Here is a 16,065-nt window from a genome sequence, read left to right as displayed (position 1 = left end):
GAACATATGACAGAAGAGATACTGAATCGTCTACGCAACATGTCGATCATGGATCAAGTTCAGCCTGTTAAACCGGAAGATCAGCATTTATTACAGGAATGGCATGCGTCGGGTGTCCGGTTTGCAGCATCGGGCGGACGAATGGAAGCTACGTATTATGCGGCAGTTGAAAAATTGCTTGCTTGCATCCTGCCCATGGGAGACAGCGATCCTATTTTACAAGAAGGCGGCATCTATCTGGGATGTTGGTTAGAGAGTACAGGTACCATTAATGCGGAGCTGCTGTCTCGCCTGCTGCCTTCCGTGTCCGAAACAACGTACCTCGCATTTGCCGAGCAGCAAAGAGAAGATGGATTGCTTCCGTATAAACTCACGGCAAACGGGCCCTCTTTCCGGCAAATCCAGTTGGTCACTCCACTGGCACGCAGTGTATGGAACCACTATCGTCTTCATGACAATCATGGCAAGCAGTCACCTTTCCTGAGCACCATGTACAAGGCTATGGTTCGTTACGATGAATGGATTGCACGAAACCGTAATACCCGAGGAACCGGCTGTGTAGAAGCCTTCAGTACGTTTGACACCGGACATGACTTATCCCCGCGTTTCTGGCATGTTCCGGATACACCGTATATGAATGATGCTTCTGCCTACCACCCGGATTCTCCAATTCTGCCTTTTCTGGCACCAGATCTGACTGCCAATATCTATTGTCAGCGCAAGTATCTCTCTCGTATAGCTGAGGAACTGGGAGAATCGGGAACGGATTGGAAAGCACAAGCCGAATCCAGCCTGGAAAGTCTCTTCCGTTATTGTTACGACGAACAGGATATGTTCTTCTATGATCGGGATCGCAATGACGAATTCGTCAGAGTGCAATCCGATGTGCTGCTTCGCGTGATGGCCTGCGAGGTGGGCGACCGTGAATTGTTCGATAATCTACTGCGTCGGTACCTGTTGAATACAAGCAAGTTTTTCGCTAAATATCCGTTTACATCGATTTCAATGGATGACCCCAGATCCGATCCTTTTTCCTCCTATAATAGCTGGGGAGGCGCATCCAATTTTCTGAGTCTGATTCGGGCACCACACGCATTTGAATATCATCATCGTTATGTGGAGCTAACTTGGGTATTGCAGCCCATCTTGTCCGCTCTCTCCAAAGATAAGCGATTTGGTCAGGTACTCAGCCCGTGGACCGGGGAACAAGGTTTTACCGAGACTTATTCCCCCTCCATTCTCTGTCTCCTCGATTATGTGGAGCGATTATGCGGAATTATGCCTGTTGGATCGAATCAGCTCTGGTTTACGGGACTGCTCCCCATCGATATGGATCATGGAGAGGTTGTATCAGGCAACACGGCTTATAGCAGGAAGGTCCAAGGAACAGGATATGAATTGGTGAACACACCGGATCGTATGACGGTATATAGGGAAGGCAAGGTTCATTTGCAAGGCCCGTCAGGAATTCGACTGGTAGCGGATCGTAGTGGACATCTGGAGGCAATCATCGGAATGAGCGTTCGCACCGTCGAGGGAGAGCTCTTCTACCAAGGAAAGTGTGTTCCTATTCGGATCAAAGGAAATGAAATGCAGCGATACACGGACGGAGATCTCAGGACGGAGCGCGATATTGGCATCATCCATCCTGCGTATCGTTAATGGTTCGTATGCAAAAGCGCAAGTTGCGGAGCATTACTGCCCCTCACTTGCGCTTTTTTTCTATATTTCTACACCTTCCGTTGCCAAGCCGGGTGACGATAAAATTCAATCGTATCAATATAATTGACCGTGAACTGCTGCTCCACATCTGACAGGTTCAACAGTTTACGGTCGATTTGCTTCATCCCCATGACCACATCGTGTCTTAGCAGGTCCATCGCAATTTTGCCTACAAACCCGCCTTCCATCTCCTTATGCTTGGCACGAAACTCCTCATTGTAGATCATTTCAGGCGTGAATGCTGCTTCGACGAACGCATTAACAAGCGTAAGCTCATTGCCATCGATCTGTACTGCCAGGTAATAATTGCCACGCTCATCCTGAATGAGGTCTTTATACATCTCTACGATCACTTGAATCACTCCCCTATTATAAAATGAAACCCCTTTAGCCTTAACGAACATGGGCTATCAAACGTACACCATCCTACCCCGTGCCTTCATATACTAGGTACAAATGGCGAACGGAGGAATTCTTATGAGCTGGCAGCATCTCCATACTGGAAAAACACTTCAGCAGCGTCTGGCAGAACTCCAGGGGCACCTTGCAGAACTGAATACTCCACTCTCCGGGTTGGAACCGGGACGTATTCGTCGTGTCTATCCAAGGCAGTTTATCAAAGTAAACCGTCAGTTATTCATTCCGCTCAGTCTGAATTCCATTCGGGTATTCGATATTCCTCGAACGCGGAGAGGCGTCAGAGTGGGAATCCGCACGACGTTCCCTTCCTGGAATGCATTTAACAATATCAGACTGGTTGGCGTGGGACTGGATTATCTTGAACTCCAGGGAAAAGGCAGAGTCCCTTCCCGTATTCTATTTCCTCTCTCCAGCGTTGAGTCGATCTATCGGCCAACCACCGGGAGAAAGAACCTGAAACGAGCTTGTAGGCGGAAGTGAAACTGGTTCTTTTCACAAGTCATACAATGGTTCCCGCATGTCAGCATGCGGTCGCTCCCTTCCAATGGTTAATTATAACCCATCCAACCACTCCTCTGCTGAAGAATCATTTTATGTCAAAAAGCGGTGAGAACAGAACTGCTTCTGTATCTCACCGCTCAGCCAGTTTCGGATCAAGCTGATGTTTCACATGTGTTACTCAGATGCCTGTCCATACGTCCTTGGCATAACGACCTTCCTGCTGAAGCTGATTGAGCCAATCTTCTGCTTCCTTCGCGGACTTGCCATGAATATCAGCGTATGCCTGCTGGAGTGTAGCTTCCACATCAGGTGCCATCTTGCTGCCATCACCGCAGATATACAGATGCGCACCCTCTTCAAACAAAGGAATCAGGTGCTGAGCATCGTCTCTCATCAGATGCTGTACATAACATTTCTCCTCCCCGTCTACACGGGAGAAGGCCGTATGAAGTTTCACAAGCCCTTCTTGCTGGGCTGCTTCCAATTCATTTTTGTACAGATAATCATGTTCGGGATTCCGGCATCCAAAGTACAAATGGGCTTCGCCAACGTCTTGACCCTGCTGCTTCAATACATGTCTCGCCTGCAAGAAACCTCTGAATGGAGCAACACCTGTACCCGGCCCTACCATGATGACGGGAACCTGTGCATCTTCCGGCAGTTGGAAACCGGATTCCGGTGTACGGGTAAACATGACGATCTCGTCCCCCGGTTTCAGGTTAGCCAAGTAATTGGACGCAATGCCTTTATATTCTCCCTGTCCACTCCACGCCGGGGCACGCACTACACTCACCGTAATACTCGCTTGATCGGGTTGCACACGCGGTGAACTGGAGATCGAATAATATCTGGCTTTTAATGAAGGCAGTAATTCAAGGAAACGCTCAAACGGCAGTTCACATGCCTCATATTTCACCAGATAATCCAGCATGGAGATCCGTTTATTGCGCACTTCATCCATATACACAGATTCATCAAGCAGCGCTTCAAGTTCCTTCTTATGCGGTGGACATACGGTGTATGCTGCCATTTCTCTCAACTGCGCACGAGTTGCCGCCTCCTGAAGCTCGACGCTATGACTGAGCAGATCATACAGGTTAACCGGTTGATGCAGCGGCAGATGTGCGGCACTCCGACCGGATGCATCCAGAACCAGATGCTCCGTACCCGTAAACCCGTATCGACGAAGTACACGTTCTACAAGTTCCGGTGGATTCTGCGGCAGAATCCCCAAATGATCCCCTTCCTTGTAGGTGATGCCTTCAGGCAATCTGATCTCCAGGTGACGTGTGCTGCGTTCACTGCCCGCGTCGTGAAGCTCCCTGTTCTCGAGCACTTCTGCCACATGTGCGTCATACGTATCCGCAAGTGGAGTAACGGCGAGTCCGCTGACAAACTGTACAGATAATGAGCTGCGTTCGCTATTGGAGCTTGTGTTCAGTTTCAGTCCCATGGTTCGTGCAAGATCCGGCCATAGTTGCTCCGTCCAATCTCCCACCTGTTTCTCAAAATCTCCGCTTGCATCGGACTCACCCAAGGGCGATAACCGCTCTGCTCCTCTCGAAGACAATTGTTCGTCTATTAAACGCGGAATGCGCTGATAGGTACTGGCCCAGTTGTGGTCACCGCATCCAAGAACGGCGAAACGCACCCCGTTGAATTCATTGGCATCCGCATGTTCAATCCACTCGACAAACATCTTGGCATTGCTAGGCGGCTGACCATTATAGGATGCACTGACAATAATGACGGCGCCATCCTTCGGCAGTTGGCCGACACGATCATCCAGCGCAGCAACCTCACTACGGAAACCCTGGTATCTGGCAGTATCCGCAATTTCACGTGCAATGCCTTCGGCTGTACCCAGATTGGAACCGTACAGAACAAGCATCGGTGTGTGGTGGGCATTCGCTGCATCCGGCTCCGTTCTTTTGGCAACCGGCTTCGGTTCTTCGACCGCTACACCTGGAACGGCCATGACTGGCTGCCCCCCACGCGCACGTACACGAATGGTGAAGTTATCCGGTTTGAGCGTCAGCGTTTCTTTCACCTTTAACTGATAATCCGAATGATCGATGAAGTCAAAATGCTTCAGCACCATGCCCAGTACCAGCGTTGCTTCCTGAAGTGCAAACTGCTGACCTATACATGCCCGTTGACCATTTCCAAAAGGTTTGTAGGCATCATGCGGCACTTTGCTCGGATCTTCGAACCGTTCCGGGCGGAATGTCTCTACATCGTCTCCCCATGCTTCTCGGTCGCGATGCAGCTTGGGAATAAGTACGCTGACGCTGTCTCCTTTTTGCAAAGGATATTGACCCGCAAGTACCGTGTCCTCTTTTGCATACAGGGAAAATGCCGGGGCCGTTGGCCATAACCGCAATGCTTCGTTCAAAACCATGCGAACGTACTTCAGATTGCGAACCTGATTGTACGTGGGAACCGGATCTTTCAGAATCTGATCCACCTCAGCTTGAGCTTTAGCCAGTGTATCCGGATTCTTCATCAGATAATAAACAGCGAAGGATAACAGTCCACTTGTGGTCTCATGTCCAGCAATCAGGAATGTAATAATCTGATAACGGATGTTCTCATCATCCAGTGTTTCTCCCGTTTCCGGGTCCTTGCCGCTGAGCATATGGGACAACAGATCATCCGCGCCTTCCTGCGGTTTCTCTTTGCGCTCGGCAATAATGTGATCCACCAGCGAGAACATGGAACGGATGTCCTGTTCAAACTGTTTCTTTTTGGTGATCATCAGTTTGTCTTGCAGACGCAGTCGCTGCAGTGAACTCATGGATTCATCCAGCGCACGAACCATGCTCGTAATGAACGGGTGTGGTTCTTCCCGGTAGAAGCTGTTAAACCGATAGTTAAACCCACACAGGCCAATCGTGTCGAGCGTAAGACGTGTCATATCATCCGGAACGTTAACCGTCTCATCCGGATTTAATCGTGACCATTTCTGAACCAGCTGCACAGCCAGATCAATCATTTTGTTGTGATATCCCTGCATCGCACGTTGACTGAAACTTGGCAGCAGTACGTTATGGGCTTTTTTCCAATTCGGTTCCTCGGTCCAACTCGTAAATAGTCCATCTCCTGCAAAAGCACGAACCTTCGCAAGAGGTGCCCAAACACGTTTGTCAAATTTGGATTCATCCGTTACCTCGGCGACCAGTTCGTGACCTGAAATATACAATTCACTTCGTCCGGGATACTCCATACGAAAGATCGGTCCATATTCTTCAGCCAGTTTCACCAGCGATTGCACCGGCTCTTCAAAGTTCAATTGCGGCAAATTGCCCAGCGGGCCAAATGTTTTGGGTTGAGGCACTGAAATTGGTGGCATGACGCTCACTCCTTCTTTCCAAGTTAAGAGTTTTACAACTAAAAAATAATGACTTGATACATACGCAATTGCACTTAAGCTTCAAATCACACATAACCTTCAAATCAACAGATTCAAGTTATTTTTTGCACAATTTCATATTTCATCCAGATAACAATAAAACTTCGAAGAACTAACTGACCGGAATGGTATATTGGTCATTTTAGAATAAAAAAAATGGAGACTTGTTATCTCCTTTTACCCTAACATTTCCAGTTCCAATCTTCAACAGTCCCAAAGTCATAGGACCTCAGGACATGGAATGCGGTAAACCTATGAATCTTCCAACAGAATTTGAATAACCGACTCCATTTCCATTGGAGAAACTGTCGTTTCATACCGGCCGTGAACATTCCCGCTGCGATCGATCAGGAATTTGGTGAAATTCCATTTGATCCCGTCTCCTCGGTACAATTCGGGATACTTCTCTTTCACAAAAGCGTTCATCCACTGTCCTTCTTGGGTATCCAGATCATAGCCTTGAAAAGGCGCTGCGTCAGTCAGGTAACGGAACAACGGGTGCAGCGATTGCCCTACCACCTCAACTTTCTCCAAGATCGGAAAGGAAATCTGAAACTGACTTCTGCAATATTCTGCAACCTCGGCGTTACTGCCAGGTTCTTTCTCGTTAAACTGGTTGCAAGGGAACGCCAAAATCTCCAGTCCTTGATTACCATAGGTCTCGTACATCTGCTGAAGTTCACTGAACTGGCGGGAATAACTACACCGGCTTGCTGTATTCACAATAAGCAATACTTTCCCTTTGAATGCTGACAAATCACCCTCGTGGCCATCCATGTACGGAACCTGGTAAGAAAATATACTCATTCGTACTCACCTTCCTCTTTCTCTTCTCTTTTTGTATCTCACATGAATTCTCTCTTGAGTTGGATTATACACCCCTATCACTAATAGGTGAAATATATAATGAATATAAAATTAATAGATTCCACCTATGACATACTAAAAAAAACTGCCCTTAACAGCCAAAAGCTGTTTCTCGGACAGTTATCCTATCATAGTGTGTATCCGCTCCACTTACCGTTACCCCATAATCAAACCATATACAATACCCGGTCCGTGCACCCCGATGGTTAAATCATTTTCAATATCGGAAGAACGGCTTGGCCCTGAAATAAAGTGAATGCCTGCCGGAAGGTTCTCTCTTCCCGCTTCGTCAAACCGATCCAGTGTCTCACCCAGTCGTGTGTGGAGTCGTTCCACCGGAATAATGATGATGAGTACCGTCGGCAACAGACTGACGGAACGACCTTTTTCGGGTGAAGAAAGTACAGTAACCGAACCTGTATATGCAGTCGCATAATCCGCCATGACCACCCCGATATCAGCTTCAGCTGCCCTGGCTTTCCAGTTCTCATCGGCTTGACTATTCCAGACTGAGATCTGTACATCCGGGAGCTGCGCTTCCAAACCGAGATTATCAAGCGCCTCCTCATTTTGACGAATAATATACTTCGCACTCAGTTCATGAGATTTGTTGGCAATAAATTGAGACACTTCTTCCATGTTCTGAACCCGGGCAATGTGGGCGCCTACACTCACAAAGTTATCGGTAAATGCTTGAATACGCTTCTCTTCATCCCATTCCAGTTCAGTCCAAAAGTCGGGTGCTCCGCGAAAGGGTTGGGTCGGCGCGTGTCGTTGCCGGGGTCTTCTCAATTTCGAAGCAATGTCATTCATGAACTGCTCCTGCTTCTCCTTGGATTTCTTCTCCAATTGCGCGAGCCATTGCTGATGTTCAGTGACCATGCTTACCCTCCCCTTCCTTTCGTTCACGAATGATCTGCTCCATGCGGCTGCGAACGGAAGAACTCATGGCCGGCTGCTCCTGGTTCAGTTCCTGATCCAGCTTGTTCCATTGCTGCCGGAAAGATTTCTTGGCCAGACTCGGGGCAACCCGATAATTGTTCCAACCTTTGAGTGGACCCAGCTTGAGGGAAATGCCGTTATTGCGTACAACTGCTTTCTGCCCAATCTGCCCCAGGCGTATGGCCGTACTGAAGCGTTTGGAATTGGATACCACAGCGGCAAACCCCTTCATGCCCATACTTTCCATCTTGTTTCCATGACCGTCTTCCACTTTACGCCTACGTAAATAAACGAGCATATCATGCAATGGAATCTTAACTGGACATGCTTCATAACAGGCTCCACACAGACTTGAAGCACCCGCAATATCATTCCATTCATCAATGTTGCCATTGAGTGCAGGCGTCAATACCGCTCCAATCGGTCCACTATAGGTTCCACCATAGGCATGGCCCCCAATATGGCGATATACTGGACAAGCATTCAGACAAGCACCGCATCGAATGCAATTCAGCAGTTCTTGAAACTCGGGATCACCGAGCTGAAGGGATCGACCGTTATCCACGATAATAATGTGCATTTCATCTGGTCCATCCGCATCCGCTGTACGGCGAGGACCTGTGATGCCTGACATGTACATCGTCAGTTTCTGACCTGTTGCGGAACGAGGCAATAAGGTTGCCATCACCTCCAGATCCGTCCACGATGGAATGATCCGTTCCATGCCCATGAGTGTTATCTGCGTTTTGGGAACAGTGGATACCATACGGGCATTGCCTTCATTTTCGAACAATACCATGGAACCTGTCTCCGCAATTGCGAAATTACAGCCGGTCATGCCGATATCCGCTTCCAGAAATTTCTCGCGCAGCTTTTTGCGAACAAATCCGGCAAGTACCGTCGTGTCCGGTTCCAGAGTTTCACCTGCTTCTTTGGATAACAACTCTGCGATCTGATACCGATTCTTATGGATGGCTGGAATGACAATATGAGAAGGGGCTTCCCCTGCCAACTGAATAATATATTCACCCAAGTCAGTCTCAATGGCTTCAATGCCTGCCGACTCCAGCACATGATTCAGGTGCACTTCCTCCGACACCATCGATTTGGACTTAACTACCGTAGAAGCCTGTTTATGCGCCGCAATATCCAAAGCAATCGCAGCAGCTTCAACCGAGGTATCTGCAAAATGAATATGCACACCGTTCGCACGAGCGTTATTCACAAATTCATTCAGATAATAATCCAGATGCGCAATCGTATGCAGACGAATCTGACGGCCACGTTCCCGCCATTCATCCCAGTTTCCATGTTCTTCTGAAGCAGACTTCTTCCCGTTACGCAATCGTTCTGTCGTGAATTTCACCGCTTTACGCAGAAAATCATCATTCAAGGCCAGTCCGGCACGTTCTTTGACCGTCGTATCCATAACTCCCGGTTGACTCATCCTGTTCGCACCCCCTCATACAGTAGTTCCGCCAGATGCATTACACGCACCGGTTCATTCCGATAACGCAGATTACCTGCAATATTCATCAGACAGGCCATGTCCAGCCCAACGAGTACTTCAGCTTGTGTCTCTTTGACATGATCGACCTTCTCCGTCACCATCGCTCCTGAAATATCGGACATTTTGATGGCAAATGTCCCCCCAAAACCACAGCAATCCTCTGCAAACGGAAGTGGAACCAATTCCAGTCCTTTTACTTGAGAGAGCAACGCCATAGGCTCATCCTTCACACCTAGCAGGCGGCTGCCGTGGCAAGATGGATGATAGGTCACTTTGTGCGGAAAATGTGCGCCCAGATCGGTTATCCCGAGTACCTGAACGAGGAATTGAGTGAATTCATAGGCTTTGGCTTCCAATCGTTTTGCTTTCTCCAACCACACCGGTTCATCTGCGAACAATTCGGGATAATGATGGATCATATACGTGCACGATCCGGATGGACAGACTACAAAATCACTATCGTCAAACGCTTCAAGAATCGTCTTCGCCGCTATCCGGGTCTCGTCCCAGTACCCGCTATTGTAGGAAGGCTGACCGCAGCAAGTCTGCACCGGCGGGAAATCCAGCCGAACGCCATGAGCGGCGAGCAATCTGACCATGGCTTCCCCCACTCGGGGATAGATGGCATCGCTGAGGCAGGTAATGAATAAGGAGACCTTCATAATTACACGCTCCTATTAACTGATTAGTAGATGAATAACTAAAGAATATTTACACTGAACACTCCGATGACAGAATAACCTTCCGATCGCTGTTATCCCCAGATTTTTTAATTACTTTTTAAAGGATAAAATCCGGGGATAAAGGCGCACGCTTCGCTTCTTCAAGTTATTTCTGTCCTCTCCGTTTCGTGTAAATGTTTAATTCAATTTATATTAATAAATTCAAAGCTTAAACTGTGATAATCTCGATGTCGTATCCGCTCAAACGTTCTGTCTGTTCAGCCTCCAATGGCTGATTGGTAACGATCGTATGAACTGCGTTTAACCCGGATACTCGGGCAAAAGCACGGACACCAAATTTACTGGCATCGGCAAGTAAGATGACCTGATCAGATATGCCAACCATCTTCTGCTTCAGCCTTGCCTGGAGTTCGTTGGACTCACTTATTCCGCCACCTTCGAGATGTACACCTTTACATGACATGAACATTTTATCCACGTGATACGTTTCCAGAGAACGCTCCGCCAGTGGCCCAACAAAAGACAATGAGCGCGATGCCAGCTGGCCCCCCGTTGATATGACTTCAACCTTGTCACGGCTGCTAAGTTCAGTGGCGATTTGAATCGAGTTGGTTAAAACCGTCAGCGGGAAATCCGGCATGTTCGCTGCCATATAACCTGCCGTTGTGCTCGCATCCAACAGAATGCGATCACCCGGATGAATCATCGCCAGAGCCGCTTGTGCAATCCGCTTTTTCTCTTCCGCATGGGTTGTTTCCCTGATCCGGTAAGGGATCTCCGGCTGATCTTCCTTCACACTCACTGCACCACCGTGTGAGCGGCGCAGTCGCCCTGCCTGTTCCAGCCGATCCAGATCGCGCCGGATCGTTTCCTCTGTCACCCGGCAGCGCTCACTAAGCTCGGATACACGCATACTGCCCTTTTCATTCACCATCTCCACAATCCGGTCATACCGCTCGGCTGCCAGCATGTTAAACCTCACTCCCCGCTTGTGAAGTAGAGGAAGCCGTCAAACGCAGAAATTTGCCGTAAGCATCTTCCCAAATGGAACTGTCCTGCGGCTCATATGCAGTTACCGGAAATGAATCACGAATGGCTTTGCGAGCTTCCCAGATATCCTTAAAAGCTCCGCTTGCCATCCATTGCACAGCCATATTCCCGATGGCACTTCCCTCTGCCGGACCCGCCCATACCGGCTTGCTAATGGAATTCGCAGTCCACTGACATAACAGGCGGTTCTGGATACCTCCACCGACCATATGCAATCCGTTAAATGTCTGCTCCGATAATTGTTCCGTCCATCCCAGGACTCTTCTATACTTCAATGCAAGACTTTCAAGAATTGCCCGGGCAATAGCCCCCTGATCCTCTGGCACCACTTGCCCTGTATTCCTACAATACTGACGTATACGGGTCGTCATATCTCCTGCTGGCATGAATAGTTCATCATCCGGATCAAACAAACTGGCAAATGGAGCCGCCTGTTCCGCCTTCGCCAATAACCCATCGTAGCTGATTCCCTGCCCTTGACGCTCCCACTCCCGCATGCTTTCCTGCAAAATCCACAGGCCCATGATGTTCTTGAGCAGACGGAATGTTCCGCCCGCCCCGCCTTCATTCGTGAAGTTCAAGGCCAGACTCTGGCTACTTATCGCAGGTTGATCTATCTCCGTACCCATCAGAGACCAAGTTCCACAACTCAGATAAGCAAATGAACGTTCCGTTGCAGGAACAGCCACAACGGCTGAACCTGTATCATGCTCCGCAACCGCGATTACGGGAATCGGGGACAGACCCAGATCGGTACAGATACTGCTGCGCAGCTGTCCAACACGGGTACCAGGCAGCACGGCTTCGCCGAACAGTTTCTCCGAAATGCGAATATGTGCCAGCAACTCACGATCCCACTGCCCCGCCGACGGATTGTATAATTGCGTTGTCGTTGCATTCGTGAACTCATTTACCGCTTCCCCGGTCAGGAAATAACGAAGCAAATCCGGAATCATGAGAAAACGCTCTGCTTCATGAAGTATCGGGGAACCGCTACGCTCTAGCGTTGCCAATTGATATAATGTATTGAAGCCAAGAAACTGAATCCCTGTGCGTTCGAAGATTCGCTGAGAGGTCAGCTCTTGGCGTACCTGATCCATCACGCCGTTAAACTGTGTATCACGGTAGTGGTACGGGTTACCCAGCAACTCACCATGACTGCCGAGCAAACCAAAATCAACGCCCCAGGAATCGATCCCCAGACTCTCCGGCTGTTCTCCCTGCTGCTTCACAAGCGTAAGCCCTTGCAACAATTCATGATGCAATCGCAGAATATCCCAGTGCATCCGCTCGCCAACCTTCACTGGTTCATTCTTGAACCGATGAATTTCGCTCGTTTCGATTCCTCGATCATTCAGATGTCCCAGTAGCGCTCTCCCGCTCCCAGCACCCAAATCATAAGCCAGCACACTCACTGCGCTTCACCAACCTTTCGAACCCATCCTATTTTCCAAACGGTATCTCTTATTCCAGTCCGTAATCCTGTACTTCATGCTGTATTTAATGTTTGTTTGTTTTTGTTTAATACTGTTTAACTTTATTTTACGAGTATATCACCATTGTAAGCGTTTGAATACCCTTCGCTTTTTCTTTCTTTTGGGTATACCAAAAACGACTCTCTCCACTTGGGAGGAGCCGCATTTCTTTTTCTTCACGTATAAAATTGGCCTTTGCTTACCCCCGACTGGGGCTGTACATCTCTCTCAAAATGCTTGAACCGTGTCCCCTGATACGTCAGCATCCCCCGATCATTTTCCACCAGCATGCCATAATGGTTTCCACCAACGATCAGTTCAATGCGCTCCCCATTGTCGAATTCAAATGTAACATAATATCGAGTAGTCGCACTGCTATCCCCGCTTCCACCTGAGACTTCCGTTCGTTTGGCCACCACCGTTGAATGCAGGGTTAACAAGGCCGCTGCGTTATTCGATGACCACGTGCGTACCCCGGAAATAATAACAAAAACAATAACTCCCGCAATGATCAGAAATATGCCGCCAATGAAAATCGAAGCAAAAGCATTCATTGTAGCAAACTCATTGAATCCCGAAAAGAAACCACCCTGATTGCCTTCAAAACCCGGTACTCCATTCATGTCGTCAAACACACCAAAGCCATCAACGCTTAATCGGCCCATCGATGAGGACACGCTTGTTAACGCCATTCATCATCGTTCCCTTCCCCTTGCAAAATAAGATGCACCGCCCTCACGCAAGGAAGGCGGTGCATGCAGACAACCCGTTCTGCCTTGTCCGTATACTATATGAACCAGATCAGGAATACAGACGTTCAAGTTCGTCGACCAGACTGCCGACATAAGCAACCGCAGAACGAATCGGCTCGGGTCCGGACATATCCACACCCGCAAGCTTCATTAACTCCTGCGGCGTCAGACTTCCACCAGCTTTGAGTGCTTCAAGCCAGCGATCTACCGCAGGCTGTCCTTCTTTCCGAATCTGCTGTGCTGCCGCTGTGGAAGCGGTCAAACCAGCCGCATAGGTATATGGATATAGTCCCATATAATAATGAGGTTGTCTCATCCACGTGAGCTTGGCACCTTCATCAATCACCAGATCAGGTCCCCAGAATTCTGAGAGGATGTCCCCTTTGAGCTGACTTAACGTCTTCGCCGTAATCGGCTCATCATTAGTTGCGAGTGCATACACCCTGCGCTGCAATTCACCTTCCAACAGATGCGTAACGAAGTTATGGTAATACGTATTCAACAGTTGCAAAATGACCCAACGACGCATTCTCGGATTATCGGAACGTTTCAATAGATGATCTGCCAGCAGCATTTCATTCATGGTCGATGGTGCCTCAATGAAATAAAGCGATGGTCTTGTATTCGTGAGCCGTTGGTACCGTCCCGCAAGCATAAAGTGACCTGCATGTCCCACTTCATGGGCAAGTGTAAATGCTCCGCGCATATTGTTCGCCCATGAAATTAGGATATAGGAGTGTGAACCATATATAGAGGAACAAAATGCCCCGGTGGATTTGCCTGCATTATCAGCGTAATCCACCCAGCGTTCACTGAATGCGCGTTCTACGATCTCGCCATACTCCGGCCCAAGCACATCAAGGGCTTCACGAATGAGTGTGCACGCCTCGTCATATGTAATGGCAGGGCTAAATTCAGGATCAAGCGGGGCCTTCAGATCACAGAACATCAGCTTGTCCAGACCCAGCTCACGTTTCTTGAGAGCCGCCAGTCTGCGCATATGTGGTGCAAGTTCCTGCTGGATAATATCGAGCACATTATTGTACATCTCTTTGCTCACTTGCTGTGGGCTGAGAAGCATATCTGTAACATCGTCGTAACCACGCAGTCTGGACAAGACCACCTGTTTCTTCACTTCCGTTGCATAACCTTCTGCAAACGTATTTTTGTAATCATTCAATGTCGAGCTGAATGCAGCATAAGCAGAACGGCGCAGCTTCGTATCGGACGACATTTCATAATTATTTTCATAAAATGACCAGGACAGCGGACGAGTATCATCCTCTCCATCGAGGGCATCGTCAAACGTCATGTCTGCCAGTTTACCACGCAGATAGATTCGGTATGGGGAATCCAGTACCTCTCCGAGTGAAGCGAGTACCTTCTCGGTTTCCGGTGTGAGCCGATGTGCTTTTTCCCGAATCAAACGCTCCAAACTACGCGCATATGGTTCCAGTCCCGGAAGTTCTTGAATATAACGCTCTACCGTTCCATTCGGAAGTTCAACGATCTCCGAATTGACAAAAGACAAGGACGACGACAGGTTCGATAGGATATCTCCTGCTTTGGCTGAATTCTCTATGTTCACCGGATTGGTACTGTCCTCTGACTGCTTCAAGCGGGCATAAGAAGCCGTCTTGCCAATGCGCTCCTGCAAAGCTTCACGGGCATCCAGACAAGCTAGCAACTGTTGAGCGCCTTCGCCTAGACGTCCTTTGAACGTTTCAATCTGGGCAGCAGCCTCAGGAAGTGATCGAAGCTCCTGCTCCCACTCTACATCGGTTACAAACAAGTCTTTCAATTCCCAAGTGGTTTCCTGATCTACCTCGGCACGTGTACGTATTTTTTCCATCTTTAGTTGTCATCCTCCTTGCATTTTCCAATATCTCTCATCGTATCATATTCGGTTTATGTATACATGACATCTGCAAATAATGAGACTTTTGGTATAGATTTATGGTCGAGCAGACAAACGGGTTACTCCATATTACTCCGCTGGCAGAATAGCCTTTCGATCGCTGTTATCCCCGGATTTTTTGATTCACTTTTTTAAAGGTGAAAATCCGGTGATAAAGGCGAACGCTTCGCTTCTTAAGTCTATTTCTGCCCGCTTCGTTTGGAGTAAACTATTGATCCACTGACCAAAATTTAAAAGTAACTAAAAACCGCTGGTTATGGAAAAATCCATTTAACCAGCGGTTTGTTCAAAATATAACTATTTAGCTTTCTTTCCAGATTACATTTTCACCGTAATTTTTACCCCAGTTATACATTGCATGCAGGACAGGCATCAGGCTCTGGCCGTGATCTGTCAACGTATATTCCACCCGAGGAGGTACTTCTGCATACACTTTGCGCTCAATCAGCTTGTCTTCCTCCAGCTCACGTAGCTGGTTGGTCAGCATCTTCTGGGTAATATGAGGGATTAGACGTTTCAACTCACTGAAACGTTTGGTGCCTTCCAGACCCAAATGCCACAATATGATCAGTTTCCATTTGCCACCGATCACCGCAAGGGTCAGTTCCTTCTCACAGTTGATCTCTTTCAGATTAATCCGTTCCTTGACTTCGGCTGCCATGGCTCCGAGCCCCCTCATCTTCAATCTTATATCGCCTATATTACGCATATCACGGGGATACTTTACATAAGGTAATCTTTCCGCTCCATGCATGATGTAATAAGTACTTTCATTCGATACAGCTATCTATTAATTCTACTACAGCCTGAACG

At 48.3% G+C, this 16,065-nt stretch carries 13 protein-coding genes; 2 read left to right on the top strand and 11 right to left on the bottom strand.

Features of this window, described 5'->3' with window-relative positions; all coding sequences use genetic code 11:
- Positions 1–6 precede the first annotated feature (6 nt).
- Entirely contained in the window at positions 7–1,662 is a 1,656-nt protein-coding gene (locus ACTHPG_RS07470) for an MGH1-like glycoside hydrolase domain-containing protein (RefSeq protein WP_440388480.1), read from the top strand.
- Positions 1,663–1,730: 68 nt separating this feature from the next.
- Here the strand turns inward: ACTHPG_RS07470 and ACTHPG_RS07465 are convergent, their stop codons facing one another.
- The gene (locus tag ACTHPG_RS07465; RefSeq protein ID WP_278295561.1) at positions 1,731–2,075 is read right to left on the bottom strand and encodes a hypothetical protein; all 345 of its coding nucleotides are present in this window, start codon (positions 2,073–2,075) and stop codon (positions 1,731–1,733) included.
- 124 nt (positions 2,076–2,199) lie between these two features.
- On the opposite strand from ACTHPG_RS07465, the gene ACTHPG_RS07460 reads away from it, so the two are divergent.
- Positions 2,200–2,622, top strand: a complete 423-nt coding sequence (locus ACTHPG_RS07460; RefSeq protein WP_278295562.1) for a hypothetical protein — start codon at positions 2,200–2,202, stop codon at positions 2,620–2,622.
- Positions 2,623–2,821: 199 nt separating this feature from the next.
- On the opposite strand, the gene ACTHPG_RS07455 is transcribed toward ACTHPG_RS07460, so the two are convergent.
- The 10 genes from ACTHPG_RS07455 to ACTHPG_RS07410 all read right to left on the bottom strand — a co-directional run bounded on the left by ACTHPG_RS07455 (position 2,822) and on the right by ACTHPG_RS07410 (position 15,913).
- A complete protein-coding gene (locus ACTHPG_RS07455; RefSeq protein ID WP_440388479.1) occupies positions 2,822–5,995 on the bottom strand; it encodes a bifunctional cytochrome P450/NADPH--P450 reductase in 3,174 nt (1,057 codons plus the stop codon).
- A 312-nt stretch (positions 5,996–6,307) separates the two neighbouring features.
- Entirely contained in the window at positions 6,308–6,862 is a 555-nt protein-coding gene (locus tag ACTHPG_RS07450) for a glutathione peroxidase (RefSeq protein WP_440388478.1), read from the bottom strand.
- Positions 6,863–7,078: 216 nt separating this feature from the next.
- On the bottom strand, positions 7,079–7,804 hold the full coding sequence (locus ACTHPG_RS07445) for a LutC/YkgG family protein (RefSeq protein WP_440388477.1): 726 nt from the start codon (positions 7,802–7,804) through the stop codon (positions 7,079–7,081).
- Entirely contained in the window at positions 7,794–9,311 is a 1,518-nt protein-coding gene (locus ACTHPG_RS07440; protein ID WP_440388476.1) for a LutB/LldF family L-lactate oxidation iron-sulfur protein, read from the bottom strand. Before ACTHPG_RS07440 ends, ACTHPG_RS07445 begins: the two co-directional genes overlap by 11 nt.
- Positions 9,308–10,036, bottom strand: coding sequence for a (Fe-S)-binding protein (locus ACTHPG_RS07435; RefSeq protein WP_440388475.1), 729 nt, complete (start codon positions 10,034–10,036; stop codon positions 9,308–9,310). The genes ACTHPG_RS07440 and ACTHPG_RS07435 overlap by 4 nt, the downstream gene beginning before the upstream one ends.
- A gap of 229 nt (positions 10,037–10,265) precedes the next feature.
- Positions 10,266–11,027 (bottom strand): DeoR/GlpR family DNA-binding transcription regulator, encoded by a 762-nt coding sequence (locus ACTHPG_RS07430; RefSeq protein ID WP_440388474.1) that lies wholly within the window; start codon positions 11,025–11,027, stop codon positions 10,266–10,268.
- Between the two features lies 1 nt (position 11,028).
- Complete coding sequence (locus tag ACTHPG_RS07425) at positions 11,029–12,522, bottom strand: rhamnulokinase (protein ID WP_440388473.1); 1,494 nt, start codon at positions 12,520–12,522, stop codon at positions 11,029–11,031.
- Positions 12,523–12,758: 236 nt separating this feature from the next.
- The gene (locus tag ACTHPG_RS07420) at positions 12,759–13,274 is read right to left on the bottom strand and encodes a DUF2500 domain-containing protein (protein ID WP_440388472.1); all 516 of its coding nucleotides are present in this window, start codon (positions 13,272–13,274) and stop codon (positions 12,759–12,761) included.
- 109 nt (positions 13,275–13,383) lie between these two features.
- On the bottom strand, positions 13,384–15,186 hold the full coding sequence (gene pepF / locus ACTHPG_RS07415) for an oligoendopeptidase F (RefSeq protein ID WP_440388471.1): 1,803 nt from the start codon (positions 15,184–15,186) through the stop codon (positions 13,384–13,386).
- A gap of 367 nt (positions 15,187–15,553) precedes the next feature.
- Complete coding sequence (locus tag ACTHPG_RS07410; protein WP_062833989.1) at positions 15,554–15,913, bottom strand: winged helix-turn-helix transcriptional regulator; 360 nt, start codon at positions 15,911–15,913, stop codon at positions 15,554–15,556.
- Positions 15,914–16,065: the final 152 nt, after the last annotated feature.

Source organism: Paenibacillus sp. SAF-068 (genome assembly GCF_051967555.1).
Classification (GTDB): Bacteria; Bacillota; Bacilli; order Paenibacillales; family Paenibacillaceae; genus Paenibacillus.
Note: the sequence above shows the minus strand (reverse complement) of the source record. Positions and strands in the feature narration are given on the sequence as shown.

Coding starts and splice junctions, on each gene's coding strand:
- ACTHPG_RS07440 (WP_440388476.1), bottom strand. CDS start 9,311: ATGAGTCAACCGGGAGTTATGGATACGACGGTCAAAGAACGTGCCGGA.
- ACTHPG_RS07420 (WP_440388472.1), bottom strand. CDS start 13,274: ATGGCGTTAACAAGCGTGTCCTCATCGATGGGCCGATTAAGCGTTGAT.
- ACTHPG_RS07435 (WP_440388475.1), bottom strand. CDS start 10,036: ATGAAGGTCTCCTTATTCATTACCTGCCTCAGCGATGCCATCTATCCC.
- ACTHPG_RS07450 (WP_440388478.1), bottom strand. CDS start 6,862: ATGAGTATATTTTCTTACCAGGTTCCGTACATGGATGGCCACGAGGGT.
- ACTHPG_RS07430 (WP_440388474.1), bottom strand. CDS start 11,027: ATGCTGGCAGCCGAGCGGTATGACCGGATTGTGGAGATGGTGAATGAA.
- ACTHPG_RS07445 (WP_440388477.1), bottom strand. CDS start 7,804: ATGGTCACTGAACATCAGCAATGGCTCGCGCAATTGGAGAAGAAATCC.
- ACTHPG_RS07410 (WP_062833989.1), bottom strand. CDS start 15,913: ATGGCAGCCGAAGTCAAGGAACGGATTAATCTGAAAGAGATCAACTGT.
- ACTHPG_RS07460 (WP_278295562.1), top strand. CDS start 2,200: ATGAGCTGGCAGCATCTCCATACTGGAAAAACACTTCAGCAGCGTCTG.
- ACTHPG_RS07470 (WP_440388480.1), top strand. CDS start 7: ATGACAGAAGAGATACTGAATCGTCTACGCAACATGTCGATCATGGAT.
- pepF (WP_440388471.1), bottom strand. CDS start 15,186: ATGGAAAAAATACGTACACGTGCCGAGGTAGATCAGGAAACCACTTGG.
- ACTHPG_RS07455 (WP_440388479.1), bottom strand. CDS start 5,995: ATGCCACCAATTTCAGTGCCTCAACCCAAAACATTTGGCCCGCTGGGC.